A 25,683-nucleotide genomic window follows, 5' to 3' on the forward strand; every position below is an offset into this window, starting at 1 on the left:
AATGACGGCAAACGATCCACTGTCCGACGCACTCTCCGGCATCGATAACGCCGAGAGCGTCGGCCATCTCACACACACGGTAGCGCCCGCCTCGAACATGGTTGGCTCCGTCCTCGAGGTCTTCTACGACCGCGGGTACATCGACGGCTTCGAGTTCGTCGACAACGGGAAAGCCGGCCGATTCGAGGTCGAACTGAAAGGTGCCATCAACGAGTGCGGTCCGGTGAACCCACGCTACTCCGTGGGGGCGGACGGCTTCGAGCAGTGGGAGAAGCGATACCTCCCGGCTCGGGACTACGGCTCGCTCGTTGTGACGACCAGCCACGGCATCATGAGCCACTACGAGGCCCGCGAGGCCGGCATCGGTGGCCAGGTCATCGCGTACGTATACTGAACCATGGCACGAGTCGAAATCGAAATTCCGGATGACGTGACGGCCGAGGTCGACCACCTCGATCTCACCGTTGAAGGCCCCGAGGGGTCCGTAACACGGCGCCTCTGGTATCCTGACGTTGACGTGTCCGTCGAGGACGACGCTGTCGTCGTCGCCAGCGAGGTCGACGACGCGAAGACGGACTCGACGGTCGGGACCTTCGAGAGCCACGTGGCGAACATGTTCCACGGGGTTAGCGAGGGCTGGGAGTACAAGCTCGAAGTGCATTACTCCCACTTCCCGATGCAGGTCGACGTGGAGGGCGAGGAAGTCGTGATTCAGAACTTCCTCGGCGAGAAGGCAGCCCGTCGCACACAGATCCGTGGTGACACGGACGTGGTCGTGGACGACGAGGAGGTCACGCTCAGCGGCCCGAGTATCGAGGACGTCGGCCAGACGGCGGCCGACATCGAACAGCTAACGCGGGTCACCGACAAGGACACGCGCGTCTTCCAGGACGGCGTCTACATCGTCGAGAAGCCCGCGAAAGGAGGTGCCTGATAGATGAGCGACGAGAACGACACACCCGAAGAACTCGCCGATATCTCCGGCGTCGGGCCGTCGAAGGCCGAGGCGCTTGCGGAGGCCGGCTTCGAGTCAGTCGCGGACGTGCAGGCGGCCGACCAGAGCGAGCTCGCCGAGGCCGACGGAATCGGGAACGCGCTCGCAGCGCGCATCAAGGCCGACGTTGGTGGCCTGGAAGTCGAGGCCGACACCGACGCCGAAGTCGAGGAAGTCGGCGGCGATGACGAGGCGGACACCGACGCGGACGTGGAGACCGAGCTGCGGGCCCGCGGGCTGACCGAGAAGACCCCGGACCTCAGCGAGGACGAGCAGCGACTGCTCCAGAAGCGGCGCAGCGTCAACACGCCGCAGTTCAACCGCCAGGACTACCACAAGAAAAAGCGCACCCCGACGTCGTGGCGGCGACCGAAGGGCACGCTGTCCAAGCAGCGCCGCGGCATCAAGGGGAAAGGCGACACCGTCGAAGCCGGGTTCCGAACGCCGACGGCGGTTCGCGGCAAACACCCCAGCGGGTTCGAGGAAGTGCGCGTGCACAACACCGACGACCTCGCGGGCGTGGACCCCGACACCGAGGCGGCGCGGATCGCCTCGAAGGTCGGTGCTCGCAAGCGCGAGCGAATCGAAGAGCACGCCGAATCACAGGGCATTCGTGTCCTGAACCCGACGTACGTCGAAGTGGAGGTCGAGGACAATGAGTGATCTGAGCGCACAGAAACGCCTCGCGGCTGACGTGCTGGATGTCGGCGAGAACCGCGTGTGGTTCGACCCTGACGCCCAGTCCGAGATCGCCGACGCGATCACGCGCGAGGACATCCGTGAGCTGGTCGCGGACGGCACCATCGACGCCGAGGACACCCAGGGCAACTCTCGGGGTCGCGCGCGAGAGCGCGACGCCAAGGAGTCCTACGGGCACAAGAAGGGCGCTGGCTCCCGGAAGGGGAAAGCCGGCGCGCGGCAGAACGAGAAGCGCGAGTACGTCGCTGGCATCCGTGCCCAGCGACAGCAGCTCCGGGAGCTGCGCGACGACGGGACGCTGTCCCCCGCGCAGTACCGCGAGATGTACAACATGGCAAACGGCGGCGAGTTCGATAGCGTTCGGCGCTTGACGAACTACGTCGAAGAGAACTACGGTGATAGCTAATGGCGACAGGACCTAGATACAAGGTGCCGATGCGGCGCCGCCGCGAGGTCCGGACGGACTACCATCAGAGGTTGCGCCTCCTGAAGTCGGGGAAACCCCGGCTTGTCGCTCGCAAGAGCAACAAGCACGTCACGGCGCAGCTGGTCACGACCGGCCCGGACGGCGACGAGACAGTTGCAAGCGCACATTCCAGTGACCTCGACGCGTACGGCTGGGCGGCTCCCACGGGGAACCTGCCGGCAGCGTACCTGACGGGGCTGCTCGCTGGACAGCGCGCGGTGGACGCGGGCGTCGAGGAGGCGGTCCTCGACATCGGCCTGAACACGGCCACCCCGGGTTCGAAGGTGTTCGCCATCCAGGAGGGCGCGATCGATGCCGGCCTGGACGTTCCGCACAACGACTCCGTGCTGGCGGACTGGAGTCGCACCCGCGGCGAGCATATCGCGGAGTACGCTGAGAGTCTCGACGAGCCGCTGTACAGCGGTGACTTCGACGCAACGGCGCTTCCCGCGCATTTCGACGAAACACGGGAAGCCATCATGGAGGACTAACACATGAGCTACAACGACACCTGGCAACCGAAGACCCGCCTCGGCGGCCTCGTGCAGGACGGGGAGGTCGAGGACATGTCGGAGGCCCTCGACACCGGGCTGCCCCTGAAGGAGCCAGAGATCGTCGACCAGCTCCTGCCGGGGTTGGACGACGAAGTGCTGGACATCAATATGGTGCAGCGGATGACCGACTCCGGTCGCCGCGTGAAGTTCCGATGCGTCGTTGCGATCGGGAACCGCGACGGCTACGTCGGCTACGCGGAGGGCCGCGACGATCAGGTCGGCGGCGCCATCCAGAAAGCGATCGAGGTAGCGAAGCTGAACATCATCGACGTCTCCCGCGGCTGTGGGTCCTGGGAGTGTGGCTGTGGGCGTCCCCACACCGTCGCACTCAAGTCCACCGGCAAGGCGGGCAGCGTCGACGTGGAGCTGATGCCGGCACCCCGCGGCCTCGGGCTCGCGGGCGGTGAGACGGTCCAGCACGTACTCGAGCTCGCTGGCATCGACGACGTGTGGACGCGGTCCTCGGGGAAGACGCGCACGACGGTGAACTTCGCGAAGGCGACGTTCAACGCGCTGCGTGAGACCTCCGAAGCGCGTGTGCCACAGCACGCACGCGAGGAACGCGAGGTGATCGAGTGATGCAGGCACTCGTTCAGGTTCGCGGTCCGGTAGACATGAGCCGCGACATCCAGGACACCCTGGAGATGCTGAACATCCACAGCGTGAACCACTGCGCGCTGGTCCCCGAGACCGACACGTACTCGGGGATGGTTGCGAAGGTGAACGACTACGTGGCGTTCGGCGAGCCGAGCGAGGCCGTGCTGGCGGACCTCATCGAGAGTCGCGGCGAGCCCGCCAGCGGGGCGGGCGACGTCGACGACGCGTGGGTCGCCGAGCACACCGAGTACGACGATGTCGCCGACCTGGCGGGCGCGCTGCTCGCCGAGGAGACGACGCTTTCGGACGCCGGCCTCGCGCCGGTGATTCGGCTGCATCCGCCACGGGGCGGCCACGACGGCATCAAGACGCCCGCCAGCGACGGTGGGCAACTCGGGAAACACACGACCGAGGAGATCGATCACCTCCTCACCGACATGCGATAGAAACCATGACCGACAAGAAACGACGACAACGCGGCTCCCGCACGCACGGCGGCGGTACGCACAAGAACCGCCGCGGCGCCGGTAACCGTGGCGGCCGTGGCCGCGCGGGCCGCAAGAAACACGAGCAACACAACTACGAGGACGTCGGCAAGAGCGGGTTCAAACGACCGGAGAAAACCGACCGCGACGTGGCGGTGCTCTCCGTGCAGGAACTCGACGAAGACATCCCCGTACTCAGCGAGTCCGGCGTCGCCGAAGAAACCGAGTTCGGCTACCGTGTCGACGCACGGGACGTCGTTGACGACGGCTGGGACGCCGACGTGGTGAAGGTGCTCGGTGGCGGCCAGCTCTACGAGCAGCTCGAAGTGACCGCGGACGCGTTCAGCGACGCGGCCGTCGAACTCATCGAAGGCGAGGGCGGCGACGCCGTCGTCTCCGAGCGCGCAAGCGAGGACGACGAGGAGTAACCCATGGGCTGGAAGGAGGCTGCTGCACCGGTTCTCACGCGGATGCCCGCGGTCGAACGCCCGGAGGGACACGTGCCGTTCCGGCGGAAGATGTACTGGACAGGCGGCGTGCTTGTGCTGTATTTCTTCCTGACGAACGTTCCCCTGTGGGGAATCCAGACTGCCGGCAACGACTTCTTCGGACAGTTCCGGAGCCTGCTCGCTGGCGGTCAGGGTACCGTACTCCAGCTCGGCATTGGGCCCATCGTCACGGCGAGTATCGTGTTGCAGTTGCTTGGCGGCGCGAACCTGCTTGGCCTGGACACGGACAACGATCCCCGTGACCAGGCGATCTATCAGGGCCTCCAGAAGTTCCTCGTGGGCGTGATGGTCGTCCTGACAGGGGCACCGATGGTGTTCCTGGGGAACTTCCTGCAGCCGAGCCAGCAGCTCGCGCAGTCGATGCCGGGCGGCGCGTTCGGCGTCGAAGTCCTGATATTCGCCCAGATCGCGGCCGGCGGCGTCCTCCTCCTGTTCATGGACGAGGTGATCTCGAAGTGGGGCGTCGGCTCCGGGATCGGGCTGTTCATCGTTGCCGGTGTGAGCCAGAGCCTCGTCGGCGGGCTGGTCTTCTGGGAAGGCGGTGTTGGAAGCCAGGGGCTGCTCCCGACGTGGTTCGACATCATCGTCGGCAACGTCTCGAACATGCCGCCGCTGCTGTCCGGCGGCGGGATCGAGTTCCTGTTGATGCAGGCGGGCATCCTGGGACTGCTAACGACGTTGTTCATCTACGTCGTGGTCGTGTACGCCGAGAGCGTGCGCGTCGAGATCCCGCTGAGCCACGCGCGTGTGAAAGGCGCGCGTGGTCGCTTCCCGGTAAAGCTCATTTACGCCAGCGTCCTGCCGATGATCCTGGTGCGCGCGTTGCAGGCGAACATCCAGTTCCTCGGCCAGATCCTGAACTCGACGTTGGCGTCGATGCCGACGTGGCTGGGCGTCTATGGCGGGAACGGCCAAGTCACGGGTGGGCTGTTCTACTACCTCGCGCCCATCTACAGTCCGAACGCGTGGATGTGGTGGACGAGCGGCGCGACCGCCGCGAGGTGGCAGGTCCTGATCCGGATCGCGATCGACCTGTCGTTCATGATCATCGGCGGCGCCATCTTCGCGATCTTCTGGGTCGAGACCGCGGACATGGGGCCGGACGCGACCGCCCGCCAGATCCAGAACTCGGGGATGCAGATCCCGGGGTTCCGGAAGAACCAGGGCGTCATCGAGAAGGTGATGGAGCGGTACATTCCGCAGGTCACCGTGATCGGTGGGGCGCTTGTCGGGCTGCTCGCCGTGATGGCGAACATGCTCGGGACGATCGGAAACGTCTCCGGAACCGGGCTGCTGCTGACGATCTCGATCACCTACAAGCTCTACGAGGAGATCGCCGAAGAGCAGATGATGGAGATGCATCCGATGATGCGCGAGATGTTCGGCGGCGGCGATTAACGCCGTTCCACGACCCGTTTTTCTGCGGCGGCGTTGGATCCGAACGCTTATCCTGTTTTAGGCTAGCCTAAACCCATGTCCGGGGAAGCAACCAGACGCCGCTGCTTGGGGCACGTCGCGGCTGGAGCCGCACTTCTGGCCGGCTGCACCAGCCACAGCGACACCAGCACGTCAACCGAACCGGCCGCGAGCCACCACGCGGCAGTGGCTCCGGTCGGGGATCTCACCCTCACTGGGGTGCCCGACCGCGCGTTCGTGGTGTTCCCACAGTACGCCGACATGGCCGTGGCGCTCGGCCACGGCGATGCCGTCAACGCCATCTACGTCCCCGAGATGAGCGGCCCCACGATGAACGCCTACTACGACCGGCTTGACGGCGTTGACTTCGACTACGGTGGGCTTCCCGATCCGCTCACCGACGGCTTCACGCCCGAGGAGTGTTACGCCCTCGACAGCGACGTGCATTTCGTCGACCCGGCGTACGTCAGCACACAGGACGCCTGGGACGCGCGCGACATCGAGGCCATTGCGTCCGACGTCGGCCCCTGGTTCGGGAACTTCTACAGCGGGACGCGTGCCGACCCACCACAGGGCTACCGGGACGGATACGACTACTACACGCTGTGGGAGTTGTTCGGGCGGGTCGCGGACGTGTTCCAGGAGCGCGCCAGGTTCGAGGCGTTACGTCGCGTCCACGAGACCCTCGTGGCGACCATCGCCGACCGCCTCCCGCCGAAGCGGGACCGGCCGACGGCCGTGCGTGTGACCTACGACGAGGGGTCGTTTTACACCTACCACCTCAACGAGCCGGGGTATTGGCTGGCGGACACCCGGCCGCTGGGCGCGCGGGACGCGTTCGCCGACGCGGACTGGGCGAGCCTCTGGGGGACCGTCGGCTACGAGACGATGCTGGACGCCGATCCGGACGTGATCCTGCATCTCTGGGGGGCGACGCCGAACTACGAGATGGACGCCGTCCGCAGCCGCCTCCGGGGTGACGCGGTCGGCGGGCGGCTGTCCGCCGTAGCGAACGACCGCGTGTACGCGTCGGGCATGCGGTATCAGGGCCCGATCATGAACCTCTTCCAACTGGAGATGACCGCCAAACAGCTGTATCCGGATGTCTTCGGCGCGTGGCCGGGGTTCGAGGACGGCGGGTCGTATCCCGCGCTGCCGGCGTCCGAGCGGCTGTTCGACCGCAGCCGGGTCGCCGCCATCGTCACTGGAGACGCCCAGTAGCCGGGCGTGGGTCCCGCGGGGACGAACTTCGCGCTCGTCTGGCAGGCGCTCACCGGAGACGACGAGTTCAGGGTTTACGCGGGCGTCGTGGGCGTGTTCACGAGCGTCTCGAAGCTGGTGCTGGTGGGGTTGATGTTGGTGGGGCGGTTGGAGATGCTGCCCGTGCTCGTGTTGTTCACGGGGTCGTACTGGCGGGATTAGGGGTCGAGGCCGGAGATCGCGGCGCGCGCGAACACCAACACGGGAATGATCTCCAAGCGCCCGATCCACATGTTGAACAGGAACATGGCTTCTGCGATCGGTGACATGTCCGGGCCGGTGATGCCCGAGGACAGCCCGACGTTACCCTGGGCGCTGGCGACCTCGAACAGGGCGTCCGCGTAACTGAACGACGGCCCCGCGAGGTTCACCAACACGAGGCTGGTGGCGAACAGCAACACCACCCACAGCAGCGCCACGATGGCGGCTTCGCTGAACTCCTGTTCCATGGCGTCCCGATCGAGCGTGCGGCCGTCGATGCGCGCCGTGACGACCGCGTTCGACGGCAGGAACACCCGGGAGAACTGCCAGATGAACCCGCGAACGGCGGTGTACGCGCGGATGATCTTGATGCCGCCGACCGTCGAGCCGGCGGCACCGCCGATCGTCATCGCGCCGACAACGAGGATCTTCCCGCCGGCGATCCAGTTGCCGATGGGAGCCGACTGAAAGCCCGTGCAGGTGAGTGCGCTCACCCACTGGAAGGTCGCATCGCGGGCGGCGTCGGCCTGTGCGGGCGACAACACCGGAACGTCACCGATCGCGGGCGTCCACTGCGTGACCGCGTCGGGCGTCACGGGCACGGCGGCAACGTTCTGTGCGGCGAGCACGACGACGCCGCCGCCGAGGAGCACGAACAGCCACCGCGTCTGGAGGTCCCCCCGGAGCACACCGTGGTCGCGGTCGGCGAGCAGCCGGTAATGGATGGGGAACGCGATCGCGCCGGCGACCATGATGGGCAGCAGTGCCGCCTCGATCACGGGGGCGTCGTAGGTCGCAATGGAGTTGTCGGTGACGCTGAACCCGCCGGTTGTGAGCCCGGTCATGGTGTGGTTGAGCGCCTGCCAGGCGGCGTCCCACACCGGAAGGGCCGCGCCGTAGTCGCTGGCGCGGATCGCGACGAACAGCACGGCCACGCCCACGACGGTGTATCCGACGACGAGCTTCCAGACAGTGCGGACGGTGGACACCACGCTGGGGTGGATCTTCTTCTCGCGGGCTTCGCTGCGGTAGAGCGCGTAGCTGCCGGATCCGGGCCGCGCGAGGATGGAGACGGTGAGCACGACGACGCCGACGCCGCCCACCCACTGGGTGAGCGACCGCCACCACTGGATGCTGCGGGGCAGGGACGGCTCGTGGATCGCCATCGTGAGCCCGCTGCCGGTCCACCCGCTCATGCTCTCGAAGAGCGCGTGCAGCGGCTGGCGGAAGTACGCCAGACTCGACAGGGTGGTGGTGTTGCCGACGCTGACGGCCGTCCAGGTGGCATCGGTGGGCACGAACCGCGCCATGGCTGCTGGCGGCGTCAGCCACGCGGTAAAGAGGAACGGGAGCGCGCCGACGACCGCGATCGCGAACCAGCCGCCGGCCGCGATCACCATGCCGTGTTTCATCTTGGGCGCGGGAGCGTCCGCGAACCGGCGGCGCGCGAGCCCGCCAATGGTCGCGCTCAGGCCGCCTGCAAGCAGGAACCCGAGGGCGGCGTACCACTCCTGGAAGCCGGCAGCGACGAGCACGCTCGCGGACATCAGGCCCGCGGCGATGAGAACGAGGCCGCCGACGTCTCTGGCGATGGTGGCGAGGTCGCGTCTGCGGTTGGCGTTCGCGCGTGACATGCGTTGTGGGATGGCACCGCGGTGCGGATCGTGGCGTATGTCGACAGCGCGGATGGAAAAGTGCCCCGCTTGCGGTGGCGGCGGGCGTTGGCGGAGTGTGGCTCAGATTTCGACGGCCCAGAGCTCGAAGTCGGTGGGCAGTCCGTAGACCGCTTGGAAGACGGTGTCGACGAACTGCCCGACGCGATCGTCGTCGGCGCGCGCGTCGATGCGGACGTTCGTGCCGGGTGATTCCTCGGCGGTGTCGGGCTCCACGGTGGTTCGGTCGGCGATGGTGAACGCGCCGTACCGGCTGAGCGTCGTGTGCAGCGCCTCCAGTTCGCCGTCCGTGCAGTCGAGGTTCAGCGTGCCGTCGGCGAACTGCACCCACGGCGGGAGGGATTCGGGGGTGTCGCTGGCGTCGGCCGCGGCTTCGAGGGTGCAAAACTGGCTGTCGCGGTCGCGGTGTGCGGCAACCGTGTCGGCGACGAGTTCGATGCGGGCGGCTTCGGTGTCGGCGTCGAATCGAGTCATGGTGGTGTTTGCGGGCGCACCCACAAAGCAGGCGGGGTGTGGCAACCGGGAACGACACGCCCTTAATCGGGGCCGGTGAAAGAACGCTATGAGCCATCCGAACGTACTGCTGTTGGGTGCACCGGGCGCTGGAAAAGGCACGCAGAGCCGTCGACTGGTCGACGAGTTCGGCGTCGAACACGTGACCACCGGGGACGCGCTGCGCGCGAACAAGACGAAGGACATCACCCACCTCGACGTGGAGTACGACACCCCGGGCGCGTACATGGACGCCGGCGAACTCGTGCCCGACGCGGTCGTCAACGAGATCGTCAAGACCGCCTTGGACGACGCCGACGGGTACGTCCTCGACGGCTACCCGCGCAACGAGAGCCAGACGGAGTATCTGGACTCGATCACGGATCTGGACGTGGTGTTGTACCTCGACGTCGACGAGGACGAGCTCGTGGGCCGGCTGACGGGGCGACGGGTCTGTGAGGACTGCGGGGCGACGTTCCACGTGTCGTTCAACCAGCCCGAGACCGAGGGCGTGTGTGACGCGTGTGGCGGCAGCCTCTACCAGCGCGAGGACGACACCGAGGAGACGGCCCGCGAGCGCATCACGGTCTACGAGGAGAACACGGCACCGGTCGTGGAGTACTTCCGCGAACAGGGCGTGCTGGCGGAGGTCGACGGTGAACGGACACCCGACGAGGTCTGGACTGACGTGGCGGCCGCCGTCGACGAGCGCACGGCGTAGCGTCGGCGCCTGGGCCGGCGTTCCGTAAGCGATTCAAGCCGCCGTCGCTAACACGGCCACACGATGGCACGAACCGCGGAGAAAGTACAGTCGTTGGTTCGCGAGGACCCCGAGATGGCGACGATCCTCGAAGACCTCCTGGACCATGACGGCGACCTCCAGTGGCAGGACGTCAGCGACGACGTTTCGAGCGGCCAGTGGGGCCGCCTCCTGGAGAAAGACATCCTCGTCGAGGGCGACACGGGGTTCGAAGTCGGTGACCCCGACGGCGTCGAGGAAGGGCTTGCACCCGACGACGACGGCGACGACGACAGCCCCGAGGGCACGTCGTGGTCGACGTACGACAAGCTCGCGGGCGTCGGGGCCGTCGGCGCGATGATCGGGTACAGTTACTCGCCGATCAAGAACGCGATCGGCGGCACGATCAACGTCGTGTTGGGGCCCCTGGACTCGATCATGCCGTTCTACGTCGTGATCCTGGTGTTGGCGGTGCTGACTGGGTTGTACACGACGATCCTCCAGGCGAACCTCACGGACATGGAGAAGATGTCGAAATACCAGGAGCAAGCCCAGGAGCTCCAGGACAAGATGTCCGCGGCGAAAGAGCGCGGCGACGACGCCGCGGTCGAACGCCTCCGCGAGGAACAGATGGAGGCGTTCGGCGATCAGGCCAGCATGATGAAAGAGCAGTTCCGCCCCATGGTGTGGATCATGCTGCTGACGATCCCGGTGTTCCTCTGGATGTACTGGAAGCTGGGCACGGGCACGATCCCGCAAAGCGAGCTCAACATGGTGTTGCCGTTGCTGGGTGAGATCGATCTCAACGGCGGCCGCGTGCTCGTGTTCCCGGCGTGGATCCTCTGGTATATGATGTGCTCGTTCAGCTTCTCGAACATCATCCGGAAGGCGCTGAACATCCAGACGACGCCCACGTAGCGCGCCGGCAGCCGCGGTTCAAAACCTCTTTGTCCCGGCCACCCCCAGGTCGGATATGTTGGTCACAATCTCCGGACCGCCGGGGAGCGGGAAAAGCACCGTCGCGTCGACGCTCGCCGATCACCTCAGTTACGAACACATCTCCGGTGGTGACATCTTTCGCGGGCTCGCGGAGGACCGGGATCTGACGCTCGCGGAGTTCAACGAGCTCGCCGAGGAGGACCCCCAGATCGATAAGGACCTGGACCGCCGCCTCCGGGAGACCGCCCGCGGGCGCGACGACATCGTCCTGGAGTCCCGGCTGGCCGGCTGGATGGCCGGCGAGTACGCCGACATCAAGATCTGGCTGGACGCCCCGATGAGCGTGCGGGCGCGCCGCATCGCCGAGCGCGAGGACAAGACGCCGGCGGCGGCCCGCGCCGAGACGGAGGCCCGCGAGGAATCCGAGACCCAGCGCTACGAGGAGTATTACGCCATCGACTTCGACGACATCACCATCTACGACCTGTCGGTGAACACCGCCCGCTGGGGGCCCGACGCCGTCACGGACATCGTTTTGGACGCCGTCGACGCCTACCAGGCCGAGCGCGACGAAGGCCCAACACCCATTGAGAACGTCCGCTATCAGTTCTAACATGGGGATTCGACCGCCACCCGGCGAGCGCAGCCCGGCGGCAGTGCTGTCGTTTGGCGTCGTGAACCTGGACAAGCCACCGGGGCCGTCGGCCCACCAGGTGTCGGCGTGGATTCGAGACCTCGTGGGCGTGGAGAAGGCCGCACACGCCGGCACGCTCGATCCGAAGGTCACGGGCTGTCTACCCGTGTTGACCGGGACCGCGACCCGGATCGCACCCGCGCTCCTGGAGGGGTTCAAGGAGTACGTCGCCGTCCTGGAGCTGCACGACGACCCGCCGCGCACCCTCCCGGACGTGATCGAGGCGTTCACCGGCGAGATCTACCAGAAGCCGCCGAAGAAATCCGCGGTCGCGCGCCGCCTGCGCACCCGCACGGTCTACGACCTCGACGTGCTCGACGTGGACGGCCGCCAGGTCCTGCTCCGGATCCGGTGTGAGTCGGGCACGTACATCCGGAAGCTCTGCCACGACATCGGCCGCGCGCTCGGCACGAACGCCCACATGGGGCATCTGCGCCGCAGCGCCACCACGCCGTTCGACGACACCGACCTCGTCACGCTGCACGACCTCGCGGACGCGGTGGCGTGGCTGCGCGACACCGACGACACCGAGCCGCCGGACGCACCCGCGGACGCGCTGCGCGCAGCGGTCCAGCCCGCCGAGCGCGCGCTCACGCATCTGCCGCGGCTCACCATCGCCGACTCGGCAGCCCACGAGGTCGCCACGGGTGCGCCGGTGTACGCGCCGGGCGTCATCGACACCACGGCCCTGCCGACACCGCCGGCGGATGGGGCGCTGGTGGCGTGTTACACCGCAGGCGGGACGGCGGTCTGCCTCGGTCGGCTGGTCGGCGATCCGGACGCGGACGCCGGCGTGGTCGTTGCCCTCGAACGCGTGCTCGTGTAGCCCGCCGCCGAAACGAAGGTCTTAATGGTGGACCGCGCCTCCACCCAGATACGGGACCGTGGGGTAGCGGTATCCTCGGCGCATGGGGTGCGTCGGACTCGAGTTCGAATCTCGACGGTCCCACTCCAATTCTGGCCGGATTCCTGTCGCGGGATACGCCCGGCCTGCTGGCTCAGTTTTCGAGGAGGCACGTCTGTGTGCAACGCGCTTGTTTAATATGAGCGGGTGAGCGAGTCAACAAAATCCATTGTCTGATGTAAATTGTTCAGTGGAGTAACTAGACAACCAGAAGATGTGGTCAAAGCTGTATCCAGCGAGGACAGTACAGGCAATGCAGAATTATAAGACTTAGTATATATTGGATAACGAAGAATTCTCCGGCCGGATCGTAGGACCGGGGATGCTGCGGGGCGGGCGCTTCGACCACGGCACGTGGCAGTTCCTACGAACGGACAAACACGACTTTCCGGCGTATATGCAGCGACCCCGGGTTCTGCCAGCAAGCGCACCCAACGGTAGAAGTTTAGCACCGGATCCGCGGCTGGTCCGTTTTCACACGCGGCGTTTTCAGGGAAACACATAACATCGATTGCGAGAGGATATTGACACGTCAAGAGTGGGCAGACTAATCAAGCCTGTCCATGAATAAACCACCAATATGAACATCGATCCATCCGATATTCAGGGCCACAACGAGAGGGAGGTGATTCTGGAACTCATCTCTGAAGTCACGAAGAGTGGTGCAGAAATAGACAAAAAAGAGACGAGGAACTCGAAATCGACCGACTTGAAGCTCTACATCGTCGACTATTCTGAGGACATCCAGGGTTGTTTCGACGAAGCTGGTCTGAGTGTAACGGAAGACGAGAATGCGAAGAAGGCGGCTCAGAAGTTCTTCAACAAAGTCGTTATCGACGAAGAGCAGACGGATGACGGAGTCACGTTCCTCAGCGTCTCGTACCCTCGTTATGACCGAATAGACGAGGCAGTCGTTGTAGACCGTGGTGATACGCTTTGGTTCCTCTCGACAGAGTTGAAGCACTGGCTGGAAGACACCATTGAGAAGGTCATCAAGTACCTCCCGCAGTTGGAGCGTGTATATCTCTCTTCCGACGACTTGGAAGACTCAATGCGAGGTATCGTAGATTCAGAAATCGCGGGATTCACGGCAGAATACCACTCTCAACACAAGGATAGAGACGCAACACTCCAGTTCCATGGTGCAGAGAACGGCGACCTAGAGAAAGCCGAAGGCACGTTCTCTGCTACACCGACGAGAATCGAGTTCAACCAGAGTAATAGTCCTACAACGGCAATTCAGGGTTCTGGGTCTAATGATGGGTTTCTCAAATTGGAGAGCGTTCGAGAGGGTTCAGAAGGGAAGGCTGCGGATACACTGCTGAACACGTCCGAAGAGTTCGTTTCTCGGGATACAGAACGGTTCAAGATCAGCGCGGATACGAGTTGGAAATTGTTCGAGCCCGGCTTCGTTGTCGACGAATACACGAGTATAGAATTACACGATCCAGAGCGGGACGAAGCGGAATCGCTTGACAAGGAGCTTGAAGAAGATGTCTTCTCAAAGAATCGATACCAGGTCGGGCGGTGGGGAGGAGATACGTTCTTCGTCTACGACAAAGAGCACGAGGAGGTCTTTGAGGTTGGTATCGAATCGAACGAGTTGGTTCTTCACGCCCGAGAGACCACGACAGCACTCAGTCTGCGTGCCTTCACTCGAATTGTACTCGACAGTTTTGATTCAACCTACTCTGTCAGGAAAAAGGAAACTCGGGTGAAAGCACAGTGAGCGGCGGGCCGTCATGGTCGCGCCAGAAGGGAGAGATAGACGCCTATAACGCGTTCTTGTCCGCGTACCAATCGCGGAACAGCTACCACGGCTTTTCTGAGCGAGGATTTCGCCTTACGAACTTCTTCCCGACGATAGACAATCGGCACACCGACACCGCAGTTGAACCTGACTTCTCGTTCTATGACGGCGAAACTCTGCTACTTGCCGAAGTGAAGCAGGGAAACAATATCGACCAGAGAGACGTCGAGCAAGCAAGACGACTGGACAGCGTAACGATTGACGCAGCTGAGGAGTATATGGAAAACGTCGACGTCGGACGGTTCGGACTCTCAGGCGACGTGTATGCTGTTGAGCCATTCATCTATTACGATGGCGTCGACAGTGGCTACGTAGAGAAGTGCCGAGATGAGTGGGAGAACTGTCGCGAGCGCCTGATGGAAATGAAATCGAATTGTCCTGTTATGGGGCGTGAAGGGGATCGCCGCCTGGAGCTGATGGTGGGGGAATTCGATTCTCAGGAGCTCACCAAGTGGCTGGATTACGGAATCGAGATGTCGGAAACGCCTCGCGTCACAGTGTCGATGACTGACGGCTTGGAGATAGAGAGCATTGCGGTCAGCATCTGTAACATCTGGGGGCAGAGAGCAGTCTCCAAGCCGGTGACCGTTGGTGTATCGCAGCTACGGAGCCACTTCAATTACCGGAGCCTGGAGCCCGGCAGAGTGGAAAACGCGTTCGGACTCGTTGACGAGGTCGGAGCGGGTGATTACGACGAGAACCGAGAGCTAGAGTTCACGCCCGAACACATGCCGCAGATTCTGGATATCGAGACGCTGGTGAGTGAGCGGGGTAGAAGTACTGGCGAAGTGCCAGGACTTGACGAGTTCTTTGAGCGATAGCCAAGTGCATGGCCCCGCCAGTCCCGATGACCATTGAATAGTGCTGTAGAATCCGTCCTGAGCAACCAGTTCAATTCTGTGTGTGCTTATTCACTTCGCGTTCGTCCAGGGGAGATCCTACAACCGTCGGCTGATCGAGCGAGACACACTACTCGGTGCCGTCGGCAGGGCTGGCAAAGCTGGAGGACGGACACTGCCCGGCGATAAAAGAACGCGCCGGTGGGGGCGTCAGTCGTCGGCTTCCAGTTCCGGGTTCGTCGTGGCGGGTCGTGACGTGTCGACGTCCAGTTCGTAGTCGTCGCTGTCGACGGTGAAGCCAGTGAGGACGTCCTGGAGGGTGTCCGCGCGGTCAACGAGGCGCGTGACGCCGTCGGTGACATCCGACAGCGACGCGGTCTGCTGTTGGGCGGCGGCGGAGACGCTGGCGGCCTCGGAGCTGTTCTGCTCGCTGATGTCCTCGATCTCCTCGATCATCGAGACGGTGGTGTCGGCGGACGCCGCCTGTGCGTCGGTCGCGTCGTCGATCTGTTGGACGGCTTCGTTGACATCGGTGACGTGGTCGCCGATCTCTTCGAGCGCGGTCAGCGCGTTTTCGACGGTTTCGGTGCCCGAGGAGACGGTGTCGGCCATCTGCTCGGAGTCGTCGACGACCGACTGCGTGGACGACAGGAGGTTGTCCACGAGCGTCTCGATCTCGTCGGTCGCCTCGTTGGTCTCCTCGGCGAGTTCCTTGACCTCCGCGGCGACGACGGCGAACCCGTCGCCGTCCTGGTCGGCGCGCGCCGCTTCGATGCTGGCGTTCAGCGCCAGCAGGTGGGTTTGGTCGGTGATGTCGTTGATGAGATCGACCACGCGGCGGATCTCCTGGGCTTCGGCGGCAAGCGCGTTGGCCTCCGAGACGACGGCCTCGGTCTCGGATTGGATGTCGGTCATCTGTGTGACCGCCGCGGCGGCGTCGTCGCTGCCCTGGCGGCCGCGGTCGGCGGCTTGGTCGGAAACGTCGGCGACCTGGCTGGCCGAGGCGGCGACTTCTTCGACGGCGCCGGACAGCGATTGGAGTTCGTCCGTTGCGTCCGCGAGGCGGGTGTGTTCGCGGTCGGTGCCGGCCGAGATCTCCTGGACGGATTCGGCGACCTGTTCGCTTGCGGCTTCGATTTCGTCGACGCTGGCGTGTATGTCGCGGCTGTTGTCGGCGACGTCGCCGGCGAACTCGCGGGTGCGCGCAACCATCTCCTCGAAGGCGGCGATCATCTCGTTGAACGCCTGCCCGACTTCGGTCATCGCGTCGCTGTCGCTGCTGGAGTTCGCGCGCACCGTGAGGTCGCCGCTGGCTGCTTTCTCCATGACCGAACTGTATTCGGAGGCTTTCTTCGAGAGCTGTGCGTCGCGTTCGGCGGCGCGCTCTTGGAGCTTGGCGGCCAGCGTCTCGGCTTCCTCACGGGCGTCTTGGGCTTCGGCTTTGGCTTCCTGTGCCTGCGCGCGTTGCTCGTCGGCGCGGCGTTTGGCTTGTTCGGCGTCCTTGCGGCGGCGGTGGGCGCGTGCGTTCGACGTTTTCAGGTCTTCAACGATCGAGATCGTGCCGGTGGACGAGATGGCGACGACGCCGATGAGTACGGCCAGCAGGGACGTGCTGAACGCGTCCATGACGGGCCCGGCGACGCCGATCCATTCGAGCGCGACGACCCCCGTCCAGAGGAAGCCGAGCCCGCAGATGTACGTGTAGTTCACCCAGAAGCCCGCGATGTCAGTGGTGTCGCGGTAGGTCTGGATGCCGACGCCGACGGCGGCGACGTAGGCGGCGACGGCGATGACGTCGAACAGCACGATGAGGTGGTTCATTGGTCGTCACCCTCGGCGGCCGGGGCGGCGTCGCCGGTGGCTGCGTCGTCGGACTGGGGGTCGAGGATGGTCTGGCGGCGGTAGTAGCCCGCGACGAGGAACGCGATCCCGGAGCCCATGAGTCCGAGGGCGTGTTCGGTGCCGTTGAGCACGTCCCCGAGCACGATGTTTTCGAGGTTGGTTGCGAGCGTCGCAACGGCCAGCAGGCCGTATCCGACGACGAACCACCGTGATTCGGTCCGGTATCGCGCCACAACGGGAACGAGTCCGATGAGTGCGATGAGTGGGAGCACAGCCTTCGGCGGATCAAGCACCTCCAGGATGCCCATCATGAACGCAGTATTATGTGATGTCAGTGAATAGTGTGTCGGCCGTACACATCAGGCAATACAATCGCTCTGACAGGCGCTCGTGGTGGAAAAATGGGTTGGTGCGTCGGAGCCCACCCAACAGTTATCACGGTGCCAGGCGTGGCGCAAGGAGATGGCAGCCATCGCGGGACTGTACGTGTATCCGATCAAAGGCCTCGACAGCGAGCACCGATCGACCGTAACACTGCGAACCCACGGGCAACTACACCACGACCGGACGTTCACGCTGGTGGACTCCGACACGGGGTCGATCGTGACCGCGAAACGCCGCCCCGCGTTGCACGCGTTCCGCACCGACTACGAGCCCGAAACGGGAACACTGACTGTGACGGACCCCGACGGCCAGCGGGCGTCGTTCTCGCTTGGCGACGACGAGGGGCTGTCGGCGGCCGGCGACTGGTTCGACAGCCGGCTGGCAGTCTCAGTGTCGATGCGCAGCGATCCCACTGGGTTCGTGGATCGGGCAGACATGGGGCCGGCAGTGGTCAGCACGGCCACACTGGACGCCATCGCGGACTGGTTCGACTCGATGACCGTGGCCGGCGCGCGGCGACGGCTGCGGGCGAACATCGAGATCGAGGGCGTGCCGGCGTTCTGGGAGGACCGGTTCGTGGGCGATGGTGCGCCGGCGTTCGAGGTGGGCGGTGTTCGCTTCGAGGGCGTGACCCCGTGTAATCGGTGCGTGGTTCCATCACGGGACCCGGACACGGGTGAGCCGCTACCCGAGTTCCGGAAAACGTTCTGTGCGAACCGCGAGCGGACGTTCCCCGAGTGGGCCGACGGCGACGCGTTCGACCACGAGTACGCTGCGATGATCCTGGCGCGGGCCCCCGACATCTCGGGGGGAGAGACGCTCGCAGTCGGTGACGGCGTTGCCGTTCTCGACGAGGCGGCGTGAGCGCGCCGGGAGCGGCGACCGAAACCGGCTTGCGTGCCCCGCAAGCACCCTCCGGCATGGACGCGACCGTCGCCGTCGTGCATTACCCGGAAGGGGCCGGCCACGCCACGCGGATGCTGGCGATCGCCCGCGAACTCCAGTCCCGGGGGGCGACCGTGGAGGTGGCGGGCGGCGGGCCGGGCGAGCGCTTCGCGGCGTTGCTCGGCTACGAGGAGTTCGTGCCGACGGCCGTGGACTTCATCGGCGATTACCAGGGCGCGGACGGCTCGCTGGCGGACGTGCTCACGGGAAGCGTGCCGGATGCCGTCCGTCGGGTGCGTGATGTCGCCCGGTGGCTGGGGCGAGTGGACGCCGACTGCGTGGTTACCGATGACATGTTCGCGTCGGTGGCGGCGCTGCTGGCGCGTGTTCCCCAGTACGTCTGCACGCACAACACGCCGGGCTACTACGACGACCGCGCGGAGCGCGCGGGGGCCGCGCTTCTGACCCGCCAGCAGGTCACCGCCAGCCGCACGTTCTTCTATCCGGCGGTCTGGCCGGCACGTGCTGGGGATCCGCGCGGTGTCGAGCGCGTGCCGCCGCTGGCGTTGGACGTCCCCCTGGACGGTGCTGTGCCGGACGTCGACGTGTTGGTCTCACCGAGCACCTACTCCGACGATCTCGGCGCGGTCGCCGGGCGGCTGCGCGAGCGGGGGCGCAGCGTGACCGTCGTGGGCGGCGACGACTGGACGACTGTTCGGTCGATGCTGCCGGTGTTGCGCGAGGCGAGCGTTGTCGTCTGTCCGGGCTATTCGACGGTGATGGAGGCCGCCGTGGCGGGCACGCCGTGTGTGGTGTATCCGTTCACCAGCGAGCAACGCGGCGTCGCGGAGTTCCTCGCTGCAAGTGATGGGTTCGCCGTCGCCACGACGCCCGACGAGGCCGTGGCTGCGGTCGCCCAGCCGCCGGCGGCGCCGTCGTTCCCCAACGGCGCGCCCGTGGTTGCGGATCGGGTCATGGGAGACCGTGCGGCGTGGCAAAAGACGTAAGCGCAGACCGTGCGAGGGGCGTGGTATGGCGACGATACCGTTCGGGATCTCGCGGCTGGACAGCCGCATCGGGGGTGGGGCACCGGAGGGCAGTGTCGTGTTGCTGTCCGGGGAGGCCGGCGCGGGGGCGCGGGAGTTCCTGTACACGGCGGCGATGATGAACGCGGTTGCGACCGCGGACCCAGAGCTGTTCGACCTGCATTACGGCAGCCCTCACGGGAGCGCTCGACAGCCCGAGGAGATCCATTACGTGTCGTTCACCGCGAACGAGGCGGAGTTACAGCGCGAGATCGCGTTCACGATGGACGAGGAGATCGTGGCGGCTGGCGCGGACGCCGTGACGTTCGCCGACCTGTCACCGGAGTACTTCCAGTTGAGCCCGGTGCCGCGGTCGTGGTACGCCGACAAACACCAGACCGTGCGCGATCTCGGGAACACCGGCGAGGACACGCGGGACGTACTGGAGCGGTTCGCCGACTACCTCGACGAACACGCCAGCGGCAGCCTCGTGGTGGTGGATTCGTTGAACGATCTGATCGGGCGGCGGTCCTCTGACATGGCGTTCTCCGACGTGGTGATGACGCTGAAGGGACTGCGGAAGGCCGCGCGGGACTGGAGCGGCCTGATCCTGTTGCATCTGACGCGGGATGCGGTGCGCAGCGAGGAGTTCGGGAGCCTGATGTCGTCGGTGGACGGCACGGTGCAGTTCGCGTGGGAGAGCGGCGGCAACGAGCGGGTTCGAACGATGTTCGTGCGGGAGTTCCGTGGCGTGCTCGGGCGGCTCGAAGAGGACGACATCGTGCAGTTCGAGACCGAGATCCGTGACAGCGGCTTCGACATCAGCGACGTGCGGAAGATCAGGTAGGCTGCCCCGAACCGTTAAGACCACCGCACAGTAAGTTCGAACGAATGCCCGACGGCACGTCGGATGGCGTCGAGAGCGTGACTCTGGAGGGGCCGGCCGCCGCCTGGTTGGCCGCGCGCGCCGAGGAGCTGGGCCACGAGGAGGACGCGTTTCTGAAACGCGTGGTGGCCGCCTATCGGAGCGTCGAAGACGGCGAGCTGGCAGCCGACGAGGGGGTCGGTGACCGGCTGACGGAGGTGACGAGCCGCGTCGATGAACTGGAGGCGCAACTCGACGACCACGAGGCGACAGTCGACGAGTTGGTGGAGGACATCCGGGAGCGCGTGGTGCAGGTGAAACGCGAGACCGACGGGAAAGCCGACGCCGGCCACGGTCACCCCGAGTTGGCGGCCGACGTCGAGGCGGCGCTGGCGGCCGCCGAGCACGCCGAGGGGACCGTGGACGCGGTGGCGGAGGACGTGACCGCGGTGACCGAGCGCGTCGACGCGGGCTTCGAGAACTTCGAGGCGGTGGCCGAGTCCCTAGACGAGGAGGCAGCGGGGCTCTCGGAGAAGGTGTCGACGCTCGCGCAGGCGGTGGTGTCGATGCGGGAGGCCGTGCGGAGCGTCGGCGCGGCCGAAGCCCGGCGGGCGCGGGTGGACGCCCTGAAGCGTGCGGCGAACGTCGCGGGCGTGCGGACGGCGGACTGCGAGGGATGTGAGCAGGCCGTGGACGTCGCGCTGCTGACGGCCCCGGAGTGTCCGTTCTGTGGCGCGGCGTTCGCGGACGTATCACCGGACCCGGGCTGGTTCAGCAATCACACGCTGGAAACCGGCGAGACGCCGGCGCTTGCGGCCGGCGGCCCGCAGGGCAACGGCGAGGGGGAGGACTCCGATCAGTCGTGGCTCGGGGCGGAGACGGAGACACTGGAGCGGATGGCGTCCGCGGGTGATTCCCGCGGGGACGGCGACGGGCCGATGGAGCCGTCCGAGGTGCTCGACGCCGACGCCGAGGACGCCGGCAACGACGGTGGTGGGGCGTGAGCGACGACGAGACCGACGAGCCGCTGGCCGACGTACGCCGACGGATCGACGAGCGCCGCGACCACGACGACGACGGCGGAGCCGATGTCGCGGCGTTGTTCGAGGAGATGTCGGTCGCCGAGATCGACGAGGACGCGGTGTGGACGGCGCTCGCGACGGACGCCGACAGCGCGGCGGCGGCACCGTCGAGTGCAGCCGCGACCGACAGCGCGGCGGCCGACGACGGGGAGACGACCGTCGTGGAGTCGAGTCTCTGTCATGGCTGTCCGCACTTCGCCGCGCCGCCGGAGATGGGCTGCACCCACGAGGGCACGACGATCGCGGCGATGGTGGACGTGGATCATTTCCGGGTGGTTGACTGTCCGATCGTCGCCCGGCGGGCGGGAGACGACCCGAGTGATTTTTCCGCCGACCACGAGTAATCGAGGTATGCAGTTCTGCGACGAGTGTGGCTCGATGATGCACAAACAGGACGGCGAGATGGTGTGTGCGTCCTGTGGCGCGAGCGCCGACAGCGAGGGCAGCGAGGGGTTCGTGGAGACCGCCAGCCAGGACACCAGCGATGTCATCGAGACCAGCGAGGACGCGGCCTCCGAGGGGAAGCCGACTGCCGAGGAGACGTGTCCGGAGTGTGGCCACGGCGAGGCGTGGTACACGATCAAGCAGACCGGAAGCGCCGACGAGCCGCCAACGCGATTTTTCAAGTGCCAGGACTGTGGCAACCGGTGGCGGGACTACAACTAACCGAGCCGGAAGACGCCCGCAGTTGTCGGATTCGGGTGTAGCTACTGCAGGAGAACCCAGGCCGTGGCGACCACGGCGGCACCGAGGCCGGTGGAGGCGACGGCGTGGAGGCGCAGGCGGTCGAGCAGGGCGTGGTCGTGGTCGTGGGCGGAGCGCGTGACCGCGTCGTGGACGTCGCTGCCGGTCTCGCAGTGCGGTAGGAAGTCCATCGCGACGTGCAGGAAGATGCCCGCGGCGAACCCGAAGACGACCGCCCGGAAGACCGGGGCAGTGGGGAACGAAACGACGGTGACGGCGAGCGCGGCGATGCCGACGCCGGCGGCGGGCAACAGCAGCATCGCCGGGGAGCGGTCGGTGCGGGCGAGGCGGCGGGCGGCGGCGTAGCCGGCGGGGCCTTTGTGCGAGACGATGGCGAGACCGAGGAGGGGGCCGAGGCCGGGCATGGCGGTGTAGACGACGCCGATGATGGAGCCGGCGGCCAGCGAGTGCGCGGAGAGTTCGGCGGTGGTGCGGTCCAGCGGGAGGTCGAGGTGCGAGAGCCGGTGGCCGATGGTGTGCGCGCCGAACCCGGTGAGGATGCCGGCCGCGACGCCGAACCCGCCCGGTTTGGCGGCGTAGCCGATGGCCTGCGGGAGGAGGAAGGCGGCAGCGCTGGCGATCATTGCGCCGCTGGCGAGGCCGTACCCCCAGACGAGCCCACGGGGGTGGTCGGCGGTGGTGTGGCCGCCGAGCGCGGCGGCGCCGGCCATCGCGGTGAACGCCACCCAGGAGATGCCCACCAGTTTGGGGGCGTCTCCGGTGCGAGAGACGTACGCTGAGAGGGCGAGGAAGGCGATGGCGCTGGCTGCGCCGAGCCGGATCGTGCGGGCGCGTGCGCTCGACGTGGAGTGTGAAACCGACATTCGATTATTAAATCTGTACCCAGTATTAACAACCTGTCGGTTGGCGACAGCGCCAAGCTGCCGGCGCACGAACCCGCTGGTATGGACGTGCTATCCATGCGGTGGGCCGACGTCTTGGTGGCGAGCTGGCCGGTCGACCCCGAGGTCGTCGCCGACCGACTCCCCGACGGGGTCGACGTCGACACCCACGACGGCGACGCGTACCTCTCGGTGGTCCCGTTCGTGATGGAGAACATCCGTCCTCGCGGTCTCCCGTCGGGTGTCGGCCGCACCTTCGGGGAGCTGAACCTCCGCACGTACGTCACGGTGGACGGCCGCCCCGGCATCTACTTCTTCAACCTGGACGCCACCGACGCCCTGGGGGTCCGGGTCGCCCGCCGGCTGTTCGGGCTGCCGTACTACACCGCGGACATGCGGATCGAACGCCGCGCGGGCGGCGCGCTCGCGGTTCGCAGCACCCGCACGCACGCCGGCCAGCCGTCGCTTGCCTTCGACGCGACGTACGAGCAAGCGGGCGCGTGCTCGCGCGCCACCCCCGGGTCGCTGACCGCGTTCCTCCTGGAGCGGTATCGGTTTTTCGTCGCCAGCGAGGACGGCACCGTCTACCAGGGAGCGGTCGACCACGACCCCTGGCAGCTCGCCGACGCCACCCTGGACGTCCGCCGGAACGACCTCTTCACCGCCAACGGGTTCGAGCAGCCCGCCGGCAGCCCCCACATCGCCTACAGTCCTGGCGTCGATGTCACCGCTGGCCTGCCCACGGTGGTCTGATCACCGGGTCGCCTGCTTCCAGTCTTTCAGCCCGACCACGCCGCCATCGAGGGTGTCGGGGACCGACGCCGCCCACGTGAACAACCCCCCGACGTCGGCTGGATCGCGGCCCCCCATGCCGTGGAGTTCGGTGTCGACCGCGCCGGGATCGACGCAGCCGACAGCCGGCTCGCAGTCGACCGCGAACTGCCTCGCAACCCCCTCCGCGGCGGCTTTCGACACGGCGTACGCGCCGAAGCCGGGTTTCGGGTCGGTGGCGACGCTGCCGGTTGGGACGAGCACGCGGCCGTCGCTGTCCATGTGCGGGAGCGCCTCGCGCACGGTCGCGAACACCCCGCGCACGTTCGTCCGGATGGTGTCGTCGAACGTGCTGTAGCCCGTTTCCCCGAGCGGCGTGTGTCCGGCGTCGCCGTGGTAGACGGCGGCACACGGAACGACCACGTCGATGCCGGAGGAATCACCCGCCCGGGAGGCCGTCTCCATCAGTCGCTCGGCGTCGAACTCGTCGCGCGCGTCGGCCCGCAGCCACTCCGCGCCGATCTCCGCGGCGAGCGTTTCGATGGCGTCCCGGTTCCGGCCGCCGAGCACGACGGTGGCGCCGTCGTCGGCGAACGCGTGGGCTGCTTCGCTTCCGATACCGCCGGCCGCCCCAGTCACGACGACTGTCTCGCTCATACGCCACCGTGGAGCGCCGCCAGCGTAAAAGCGCCGGTGCCACAGCGGTGGGTCTGTCCCGGGTTCGCATACGGGCCGCAGGTAGCAATCCGTTTAGGCGAGAACCCCCTGCCGGTGATCAATGAGCTATCGCGTCGGCCTGGTGGGCAAGCCCTCGGTGGGCAAGTCCACGTTTTTCAACGCAGCGACGAACAACGACGTGCCGGAGGGCGCGTACCCGTTCACCACCATCGACCCCGCGGTCGGCGAAGCGTACGTTCGTGTGGAGTGTGCTGCCCCCGAGTTCGGCGAGGAGTGTACGCCCGCAACGGGGTTCTGCGAGGACGGCACGCGGTTCGTCCCGACGAAGCTCGTGGACGTCGCGGGCCTCATCCCGGGTGCCCACGAGGGCGCGGGCCTCGGCAACCAGTTCCTCACGGACCTCAACGAGGCGGACGTGCTCATCCACGTGGTCGATTTCTCCGGCACGACGGACATCGAGGGCGAGGCGACCGAGGGCCACGACCCCCGCGAGGACATCGACTTCCTCGAAACGGAGCTCGATCAGTGGTACCTCGACGTCCTAGAGAAGGGCATCGAGCGCTACGAGGGCCAGCACATGGCGGACGCCACCCTCGAAGTCGAGTTGGCCGAGCAGATGAGCGCGTTCCGCACGAGCCCCGAGGAGGTCAAGCAGGTGCTGTTGGCCCTGGATCTGGCGTTCGACCCGGACACCTGGGACGACGCCGACCGCCTCGAACTCGCCCGCGAGATGCGCACCCGCACCAAGCCCATGGTGGTCGCGGCGAACAAGATGGACACCCCGGAAGCCCAAGCCAACTGGGCGGCGATCACCGACGACGACGAGTACGACCACTTGGAGTTCGTGCCCGTGAGCGCGCACGCCGAGCAGGCGCTCACGCAGGCCGACCAGGGTGGCGTGGTCGACTACCGGGCGGGCGACGACGCGTTCACGATCGTCGGCGAGCCAAGCGACGACCAGCGCGCTGGCCTGGAGTCGATCCGGGAGTTCGTCACCGAGTACGGCGGCACCGGCGTGCAGTCCGCGATCGAGGCGGCGCTGTTCGACGCGCTCGGCGTCAAGCCCGTCTTCCCCGGGTCGGCGAACGGCCTGGGCACCGCCGACGGGCGCGTGCTGCCCGACGTGTTCTTGCTTGAACCCGACGCGACCGCCGAGGACTTCGCGTACGCCGTTCACTCCGATGTCGGTGACGGCTTCCTGCACGCCGTTGACTGCCGGGCGAACCGCCAGATCGCCGCCGACCAGGACCTCGACTCGCGGGCGGTCATCGAGATCATCTCGACGAACTGACCG

At 66.3% G+C, this 25,683-nt stretch carries 31 protein-coding genes and 1 tRNA gene; 26 read left to right on the forward strand and 6 right to left on the reverse strand.

Features of this window, described 5'->3' with window-relative positions:
* Position 1: 1 nt before the first annotated feature.
* From ACOZ32_RS12105 to ACOZ32_RS12155, 11 genes are all read left to right on the forward strand, one after another.
* Positions 2-394, forward strand: a complete 393-nt coding sequence (locus ACOZ32_RS12105; RefSeq protein ID WP_010903249.1) for a 30S ribosomal protein S8 — start codon at positions 2-4, stop codon at positions 392-394.
* A gap of 3 nt (positions 395-397) precedes the next feature.
* Positions 398-934, forward strand: coding sequence for a 50S ribosomal protein L6 (locus ACOZ32_RS12110; protein WP_010903250.1), 537 nt, complete (start codon positions 398-400; stop codon positions 932-934).
* Between the two features lie 3 nt (positions 935-937).
* Complete coding sequence (locus ACOZ32_RS12115; protein WP_010903251.1) at positions 938-1,657, forward strand: 50S ribosomal protein L32e; 720 nt, start codon at positions 938-940, stop codon at positions 1,655-1,657.
* Entirely contained in the window at positions 1,650-2,099 is a 450-nt protein-coding gene (locus ACOZ32_RS12120) for a 50S ribosomal protein L19e (RefSeq protein WP_010903252.1), read from the forward strand. The genes ACOZ32_RS12115 and ACOZ32_RS12120 overlap by 8 nt, the downstream gene beginning before the upstream one ends.
* Positions 2,099-2,650: a 50S ribosomal protein L18 gene (locus ACOZ32_RS12125; protein WP_010903253.1), complete on the forward strand. Its 552-nt coding sequence runs from the start codon at positions 2,099-2,101 to the stop codon at positions 2,648-2,650. The genes ACOZ32_RS12120 and ACOZ32_RS12125 overlap by 1 nt, the downstream gene beginning before the upstream one ends.
* Before the next feature lie 3 nt (positions 2,651-2,653).
* On the forward strand, positions 2,654-3,292 hold the full coding sequence (locus tag ACOZ32_RS12130) for a 30S ribosomal protein S5 (protein WP_010903254.1): 639 nt from the start codon (positions 2,654-2,656) through the stop codon (positions 3,290-3,292).
* A complete protein-coding gene (rpmD, locus tag ACOZ32_RS12135) occupies positions 3,292-3,756 on the forward strand; it encodes a 50S ribosomal protein L30 (RefSeq protein ID WP_205250921.1) in 465 nt (154 codons plus the stop codon). The genes ACOZ32_RS12130 and rpmD overlap by 1 nt, the downstream gene beginning before the upstream one ends.
* Positions 3,757-3,761: 5 nt before the next feature.
* Positions 3,762-4,223: an uL15m family ribosomal protein gene (locus ACOZ32_RS12140; RefSeq protein ID WP_010903256.1), complete on the forward strand. Its 462-nt coding sequence runs from the start codon at positions 3,762-3,764 to the stop codon at positions 4,221-4,223.
* Between the two features lie 3 nt (positions 4,224-4,226).
* On the forward strand, positions 4,227-5,702 hold the full coding sequence (gene secY, locus ACOZ32_RS12145) for a preprotein translocase subunit SecY (RefSeq protein ID WP_424335248.1): 1,476 nt from the start codon (positions 4,227-4,229) through the stop codon (positions 5,700-5,702).
* A 75-nt stretch (positions 5,703-5,777) separates the two neighbouring features.
* Complete coding sequence (locus ACOZ32_RS12150) at positions 5,778-6,941, forward strand: ABC transporter substrate-binding protein (RefSeq protein WP_424335249.1); 1,164 nt, start codon at positions 5,778-5,780, stop codon at positions 6,939-6,941.
* Between the two features lie 6 nt (positions 6,942-6,947).
* Entirely contained in the window at positions 6,948-7,142 is a 195-nt protein-coding gene (locus ACOZ32_RS12155) for a potassium transporter TrkG (RefSeq protein ID WP_285271137.1), read from the forward strand.
* Here ACOZ32_RS12155 and ACOZ32_RS12160 read toward each other — a convergent pair.
* Positions 7,139-8,815, reverse strand: a complete 1,677-nt coding sequence (locus ACOZ32_RS12160) for a potassium transporter TrkG (RefSeq protein ID WP_424335250.1) — start codon at positions 8,813-8,815, stop codon at positions 7,139-7,141. The genes ACOZ32_RS12155 and ACOZ32_RS12160 overlap by 4 nt on opposite strands.
* 102 nt (positions 8,816-8,917) lie before the next feature.
* Entirely contained in the window at positions 8,918-9,328 is a 411-nt protein-coding gene (locus ACOZ32_RS12165) for a hypothetical protein (RefSeq protein WP_424335251.1), read from the reverse strand.
* An 88-nt stretch (positions 9,329-9,416) separates the two neighbouring features.
* Between ACOZ32_RS12165 and ACOZ32_RS12170 the strand changes: the two genes are divergently transcribed.
* From ACOZ32_RS12170 to ACOZ32_RS12200, 7 genes are all read left to right on the forward strand, one after another.
* Positions 9,417-10,067, forward strand: a complete 651-nt coding sequence (locus tag ACOZ32_RS12170; protein ID WP_010903261.1) for an adenylate kinase — start codon at positions 9,417-9,419, stop codon at positions 10,065-10,067.
* A gap of 63 nt (positions 10,068-10,130) precedes the next feature.
* Complete coding sequence (locus ACOZ32_RS12175; RefSeq protein WP_010903262.1) at positions 10,131-11,003, forward strand: DUF106 domain-containing protein; 873 nt, start codon at positions 10,131-10,133, stop codon at positions 11,001-11,003.
* 55 nt (positions 11,004-11,058) lie between these two features.
* On the forward strand, positions 11,059-11,637 hold the full coding sequence (gene cmk, locus ACOZ32_RS12180) for a (d)CMP kinase (protein ID WP_010903263.1): 579 nt from the start codon (positions 11,059-11,061) through the stop codon (positions 11,635-11,637).
* A gap of 1 nt (position 11,638) precedes the next feature.
* Positions 11,639-12,544 (forward strand): RNA-guided pseudouridylation complex pseudouridine synthase subunit Cbf5, encoded by a 906-nt coding sequence (locus ACOZ32_RS12185; protein WP_235262646.1) that lies wholly within the window; start codon positions 11,639-11,641, stop codon positions 12,542-12,544.
* Between the two features lie 52 nt (positions 12,545-12,596).
* Positions 12,597-12,667, forward strand: a tRNA-Pro gene (locus tag ACOZ32_RS12190).
* Positions 12,668-13,202: 535 nt separating this feature from the next.
* Positions 13,203-14,351 (forward strand): hypothetical protein, encoded by a 1,149-nt coding sequence (locus ACOZ32_RS12195; protein WP_285271660.1) that lies wholly within the window; start codon positions 13,203-13,205, stop codon positions 14,349-14,351.
* Positions 14,348-15,253 (forward strand): hypothetical protein, encoded by a 906-nt coding sequence (locus tag ACOZ32_RS12200; protein ID WP_285271661.1) that lies wholly within the window; start codon positions 14,348-14,350, stop codon positions 15,251-15,253. Before ACOZ32_RS12195 ends, ACOZ32_RS12200 begins: the two co-directional genes overlap by 4 nt.
* Before the next feature lie 228 nt (positions 15,254-15,481).
* On the opposite strand, the gene ACOZ32_RS12205 is transcribed toward ACOZ32_RS12200, so the two are convergent.
* Entirely contained in the window at positions 15,482-17,092 is a 1,611-nt protein-coding gene (locus tag ACOZ32_RS12205; protein ID WP_235262649.1) for a methyl-accepting chemotaxis protein, read from the reverse strand.
* A complete protein-coding gene (locus ACOZ32_RS12210) occupies positions 17,089-17,424 on the reverse strand; it encodes a hypothetical protein (protein ID WP_010903267.1) in 336 nt (111 codons plus the stop codon). The genes ACOZ32_RS12205 and ACOZ32_RS12210 overlap by 4 nt, the downstream gene beginning before the upstream one ends.
* Positions 17,425-17,575: 151 nt before the next feature.
* Here ACOZ32_RS12210 and ACOZ32_RS12215 point away from each other — a divergent pair, with 151 nt between their 5' ends.
* From ACOZ32_RS12215 to ACOZ32_RS12240, 6 genes are read left to right on the forward strand one after another with little or no spacing between them, the layout of a single operon-like run.
* Positions 17,576-18,361, forward strand: a complete 786-nt coding sequence (locus ACOZ32_RS12215) for an MOSC domain-containing protein (RefSeq protein WP_235218918.1) — start codon at positions 17,576-17,578, stop codon at positions 18,359-18,361.
* Positions 18,358-19,389 (forward strand): glycosyltransferase, encoded by a 1,032-nt coding sequence (locus ACOZ32_RS12220; RefSeq protein WP_235158043.1) that lies wholly within the window; start codon positions 18,358-18,360, stop codon positions 19,387-19,389. The genes ACOZ32_RS12215 and ACOZ32_RS12220 overlap by 4 nt, the downstream gene beginning before the upstream one ends.
* A 25-nt stretch (positions 19,390-19,414) precedes the next feature.
* On the forward strand, positions 19,415-20,254 hold the full coding sequence (locus tag ACOZ32_RS12225; protein ID WP_010903270.1) for an RAD55 family ATPase: 840 nt from the start codon (positions 19,415-19,417) through the stop codon (positions 20,252-20,254).
* Between the two features lie 44 nt (positions 20,255-20,298).
* Positions 20,299-21,276 carry a hypothetical protein gene (locus ACOZ32_RS12230; RefSeq protein ID WP_205250931.1) on the forward strand — a complete coding sequence of 326 codons (978 nt, stop codon included), beginning with the start codon at positions 20,299-20,301 and terminating at the stop codon, positions 21,274-21,276.
* Positions 21,273-21,698: a hypothetical protein gene (locus ACOZ32_RS12235; protein ID WP_205250932.1), complete on the forward strand. Its 426-nt coding sequence runs from the start codon at positions 21,273-21,275 to the stop codon at positions 21,696-21,698. The genes ACOZ32_RS12230 and ACOZ32_RS12235 overlap by 4 nt, the downstream gene beginning before the upstream one ends.
* 7 nt (positions 21,699-21,705) lie before the next feature.
* Positions 21,706-22,020 carry a transcription factor S gene (locus tag ACOZ32_RS12240; RefSeq protein ID WP_012289371.1) on the forward strand — a complete coding sequence of 105 codons (315 nt, stop codon included), beginning with the start codon at positions 21,706-21,708 and terminating at the stop codon, positions 22,018-22,020.
* A gap of 41 nt (positions 22,021-22,061) precedes the next feature.
* Here the strand turns inward: ACOZ32_RS12240 and ACOZ32_RS12245 are convergent, their stop codons facing one another.
* The gene (locus tag ACOZ32_RS12245; RefSeq protein ID WP_424335252.1) at positions 22,062-22,922 is read right to left on the reverse strand and encodes a ZIP family metal transporter; all 861 of its coding nucleotides are present in this window, start codon (positions 22,920-22,922) and stop codon (positions 22,062-22,064) included.
* 81 nt (positions 22,923-23,003) lie between these two features.
* On the opposite strand from ACOZ32_RS12245, the gene ACOZ32_RS12250 reads away from it, so the two are divergent.
* Positions 23,004-23,693, forward strand: coding sequence for a YqjF family protein (locus ACOZ32_RS12250; RefSeq protein ID WP_010903274.1), 690 nt, complete (start codon positions 23,004-23,006; stop codon positions 23,691-23,693).
* Here ACOZ32_RS12250 and ACOZ32_RS12255 read toward each other — a convergent pair whose 3' ends face one another.
* Positions 23,694-24,368, reverse strand: coding sequence for an SDR family oxidoreductase (locus ACOZ32_RS12255; RefSeq protein WP_010903275.1), 675 nt, complete (start codon positions 24,366-24,368; stop codon positions 23,694-23,696). It lies immediately after the preceding gene.
* Between the two features lie 121 nt (positions 24,369-24,489).
* Between ACOZ32_RS12255 and ACOZ32_RS12260 the strand changes: the two genes are divergently transcribed.
* Positions 24,490-25,680, forward strand: a complete 1,191-nt coding sequence (locus ACOZ32_RS12260; RefSeq protein WP_010903276.1) for a redox-regulated ATPase YchF — start codon at positions 24,490-24,492, stop codon at positions 25,678-25,680.
* Positions 25,681-25,683 lie beyond the last annotated feature (3 nt).

The organism is Halobacterium sp. MBLA0001, assembly GCF_049705385.1.
Lineage (GTDB): Archaea > Halobacteriota > Halobacteria > Halobacteriales > Halobacteriaceae > Halobacterium > Halobacterium salinarum.

Bases quoted from the DNA above. Each gene is read 5' to 3' on its own strand.
- ACOZ32_RS12105 (WP_010903249.1), top strand. From the start codon at position 2: ATGACGGCAAACGATCCACTGTCCGACGCACTCTCCGGCATCGATAAC.
- ACOZ32_RS12110 (WP_010903250.1), top strand. From the start codon at position 398: ATGGCACGAGTCGAAATCGAAATTCCGGATGACGTGACGGCCGAGGTC.
- ACOZ32_RS12115 (WP_010903251.1), top strand. From the start codon at position 938: ATGAGCGACGAGAACGACACACCCGAAGAACTCGCCGATATCTCCGGC.
- ACOZ32_RS12120 (WP_010903252.1), top strand. From the start codon at position 1,650: ATGAGTGATCTGAGCGCACAGAAACGCCTCGCGGCTGACGTGCTGGAT.
- ACOZ32_RS12125 (WP_010903253.1), top strand. From the start codon at position 2,099: ATGGCGACAGGACCTAGATACAAGGTGCCGATGCGGCGCCGCCGCGAG.
- ACOZ32_RS12130 (WP_010903254.1), top strand. From the start codon at position 2,654: ATGAGCTACAACGACACCTGGCAACCGAAGACCCGCCTCGGCGGCCTC.
- rpmD (WP_205250921.1), top strand. From the start codon at position 3,292: ATGCAGGCACTCGTTCAGGTTCGCGGTCCGGTAGACATGAGCCGCGAC.
- ACOZ32_RS12140 (WP_010903256.1), top strand. From the start codon at position 3,762: ATGACCGACAAGAAACGACGACAACGCGGCTCCCGCACGCACGGCGGC.
- secY (WP_424335248.1), top strand. From the start codon at position 4,227: ATGGGCTGGAAGGAGGCTGCTGCACCGGTTCTCACGCGGATGCCCGCG.
- ACOZ32_RS12150 (WP_424335249.1), top strand. From the start codon at position 5,778: ATGTCCGGGGAAGCAACCAGACGCCGCTGCTTGGGGCACGTCGCGGCT.
- ACOZ32_RS12160 (WP_424335250.1), bottom strand. From the start codon at position 8,815: ATGTCACGCGCGAACGCCAACCGCAGACGCGACCTCGCCACCATCGCC.
- ACOZ32_RS12165 (WP_424335251.1), bottom strand. From the start codon at position 9,328: ATGACTCGATTCGACGCCGACACCGAAGCCGCCCGCATCGAACTCGTC.
- ACOZ32_RS12170 (WP_010903261.1), top strand. From the start codon at position 9,417: ATGAGCCATCCGAACGTACTGCTGTTGGGTGCACCGGGCGCTGGAAAA.
- ACOZ32_RS12175 (WP_010903262.1), top strand. From the start codon at position 10,131: ATGGCACGAACCGCGGAGAAAGTACAGTCGTTGGTTCGCGAGGACCCC.
- cmk (WP_010903263.1), top strand. From the start codon at position 11,059: ATGTTGGTCACAATCTCCGGACCGCCGGGGAGCGGGAAAAGCACCGTC.
- ACOZ32_RS12185 (WP_235262646.1), top strand. From the start codon at position 11,639: ATGGGGATTCGACCGCCACCCGGCGAGCGCAGCCCGGCGGCAGTGCTG.
- ACOZ32_RS12195 (WP_285271660.1), top strand. From the start codon at position 13,203: ATGAACATCGATCCATCCGATATTCAGGGCCACAACGAGAGGGAGGTG.
- ACOZ32_RS12205 (WP_235262649.1), bottom strand. From the start codon at position 17,092: ATGAACCACCTCATCGTGCTGTTCGACGTCATCGCCGTCGCCGCCTAC.
- ACOZ32_RS12210 (WP_010903267.1), bottom strand. From the start codon at position 17,424: ATGATGGGCATCCTGGAGGTGCTTGATCCGCCGAAGGCTGTGCTCCCA.
- ACOZ32_RS12215 (WP_235218918.1), top strand. From the start codon at position 17,576: ATGGCAGCCATCGCGGGACTGTACGTGTATCCGATCAAAGGCCTCGAC.
- ACOZ32_RS12225 (WP_010903270.1), top strand. From the start codon at position 19,415: ATGGCGACGATACCGTTCGGGATCTCGCGGCTGGACAGCCGCATCGGG.
- ACOZ32_RS12230 (WP_205250931.1), top strand. From the start codon at position 20,299: ATGCCCGACGGCACGTCGGATGGCGTCGAGAGCGTGACTCTGGAGGGG.
- ACOZ32_RS12240 (WP_012289371.1), top strand. From the start codon at position 21,706: ATGCAGTTCTGCGACGAGTGTGGCTCGATGATGCACAAACAGGACGGC.
- ACOZ32_RS12245 (WP_424335252.1), bottom strand. From the start codon at position 22,922: ATGTCGGTTTCACACTCCACGTCGAGCGCACGCGCCCGCACGATCCGG.
- ACOZ32_RS12250 (WP_010903274.1), top strand. From the start codon at position 23,004: ATGGACGTGCTATCCATGCGGTGGGCCGACGTCTTGGTGGCGAGCTGG.
- ACOZ32_RS12255 (WP_010903275.1), bottom strand. From the start codon at position 24,368: ATGAGCGAGACAGTCGTCGTGACTGGGGCGGCCGGCGGTATCGGAAGC.
- ACOZ32_RS12260 (WP_010903276.1), top strand. From the start codon at position 24,490: ATGAGCTATCGCGTCGGCCTGGTGGGCAAGCCCTCGGTGGGCAAGTCC.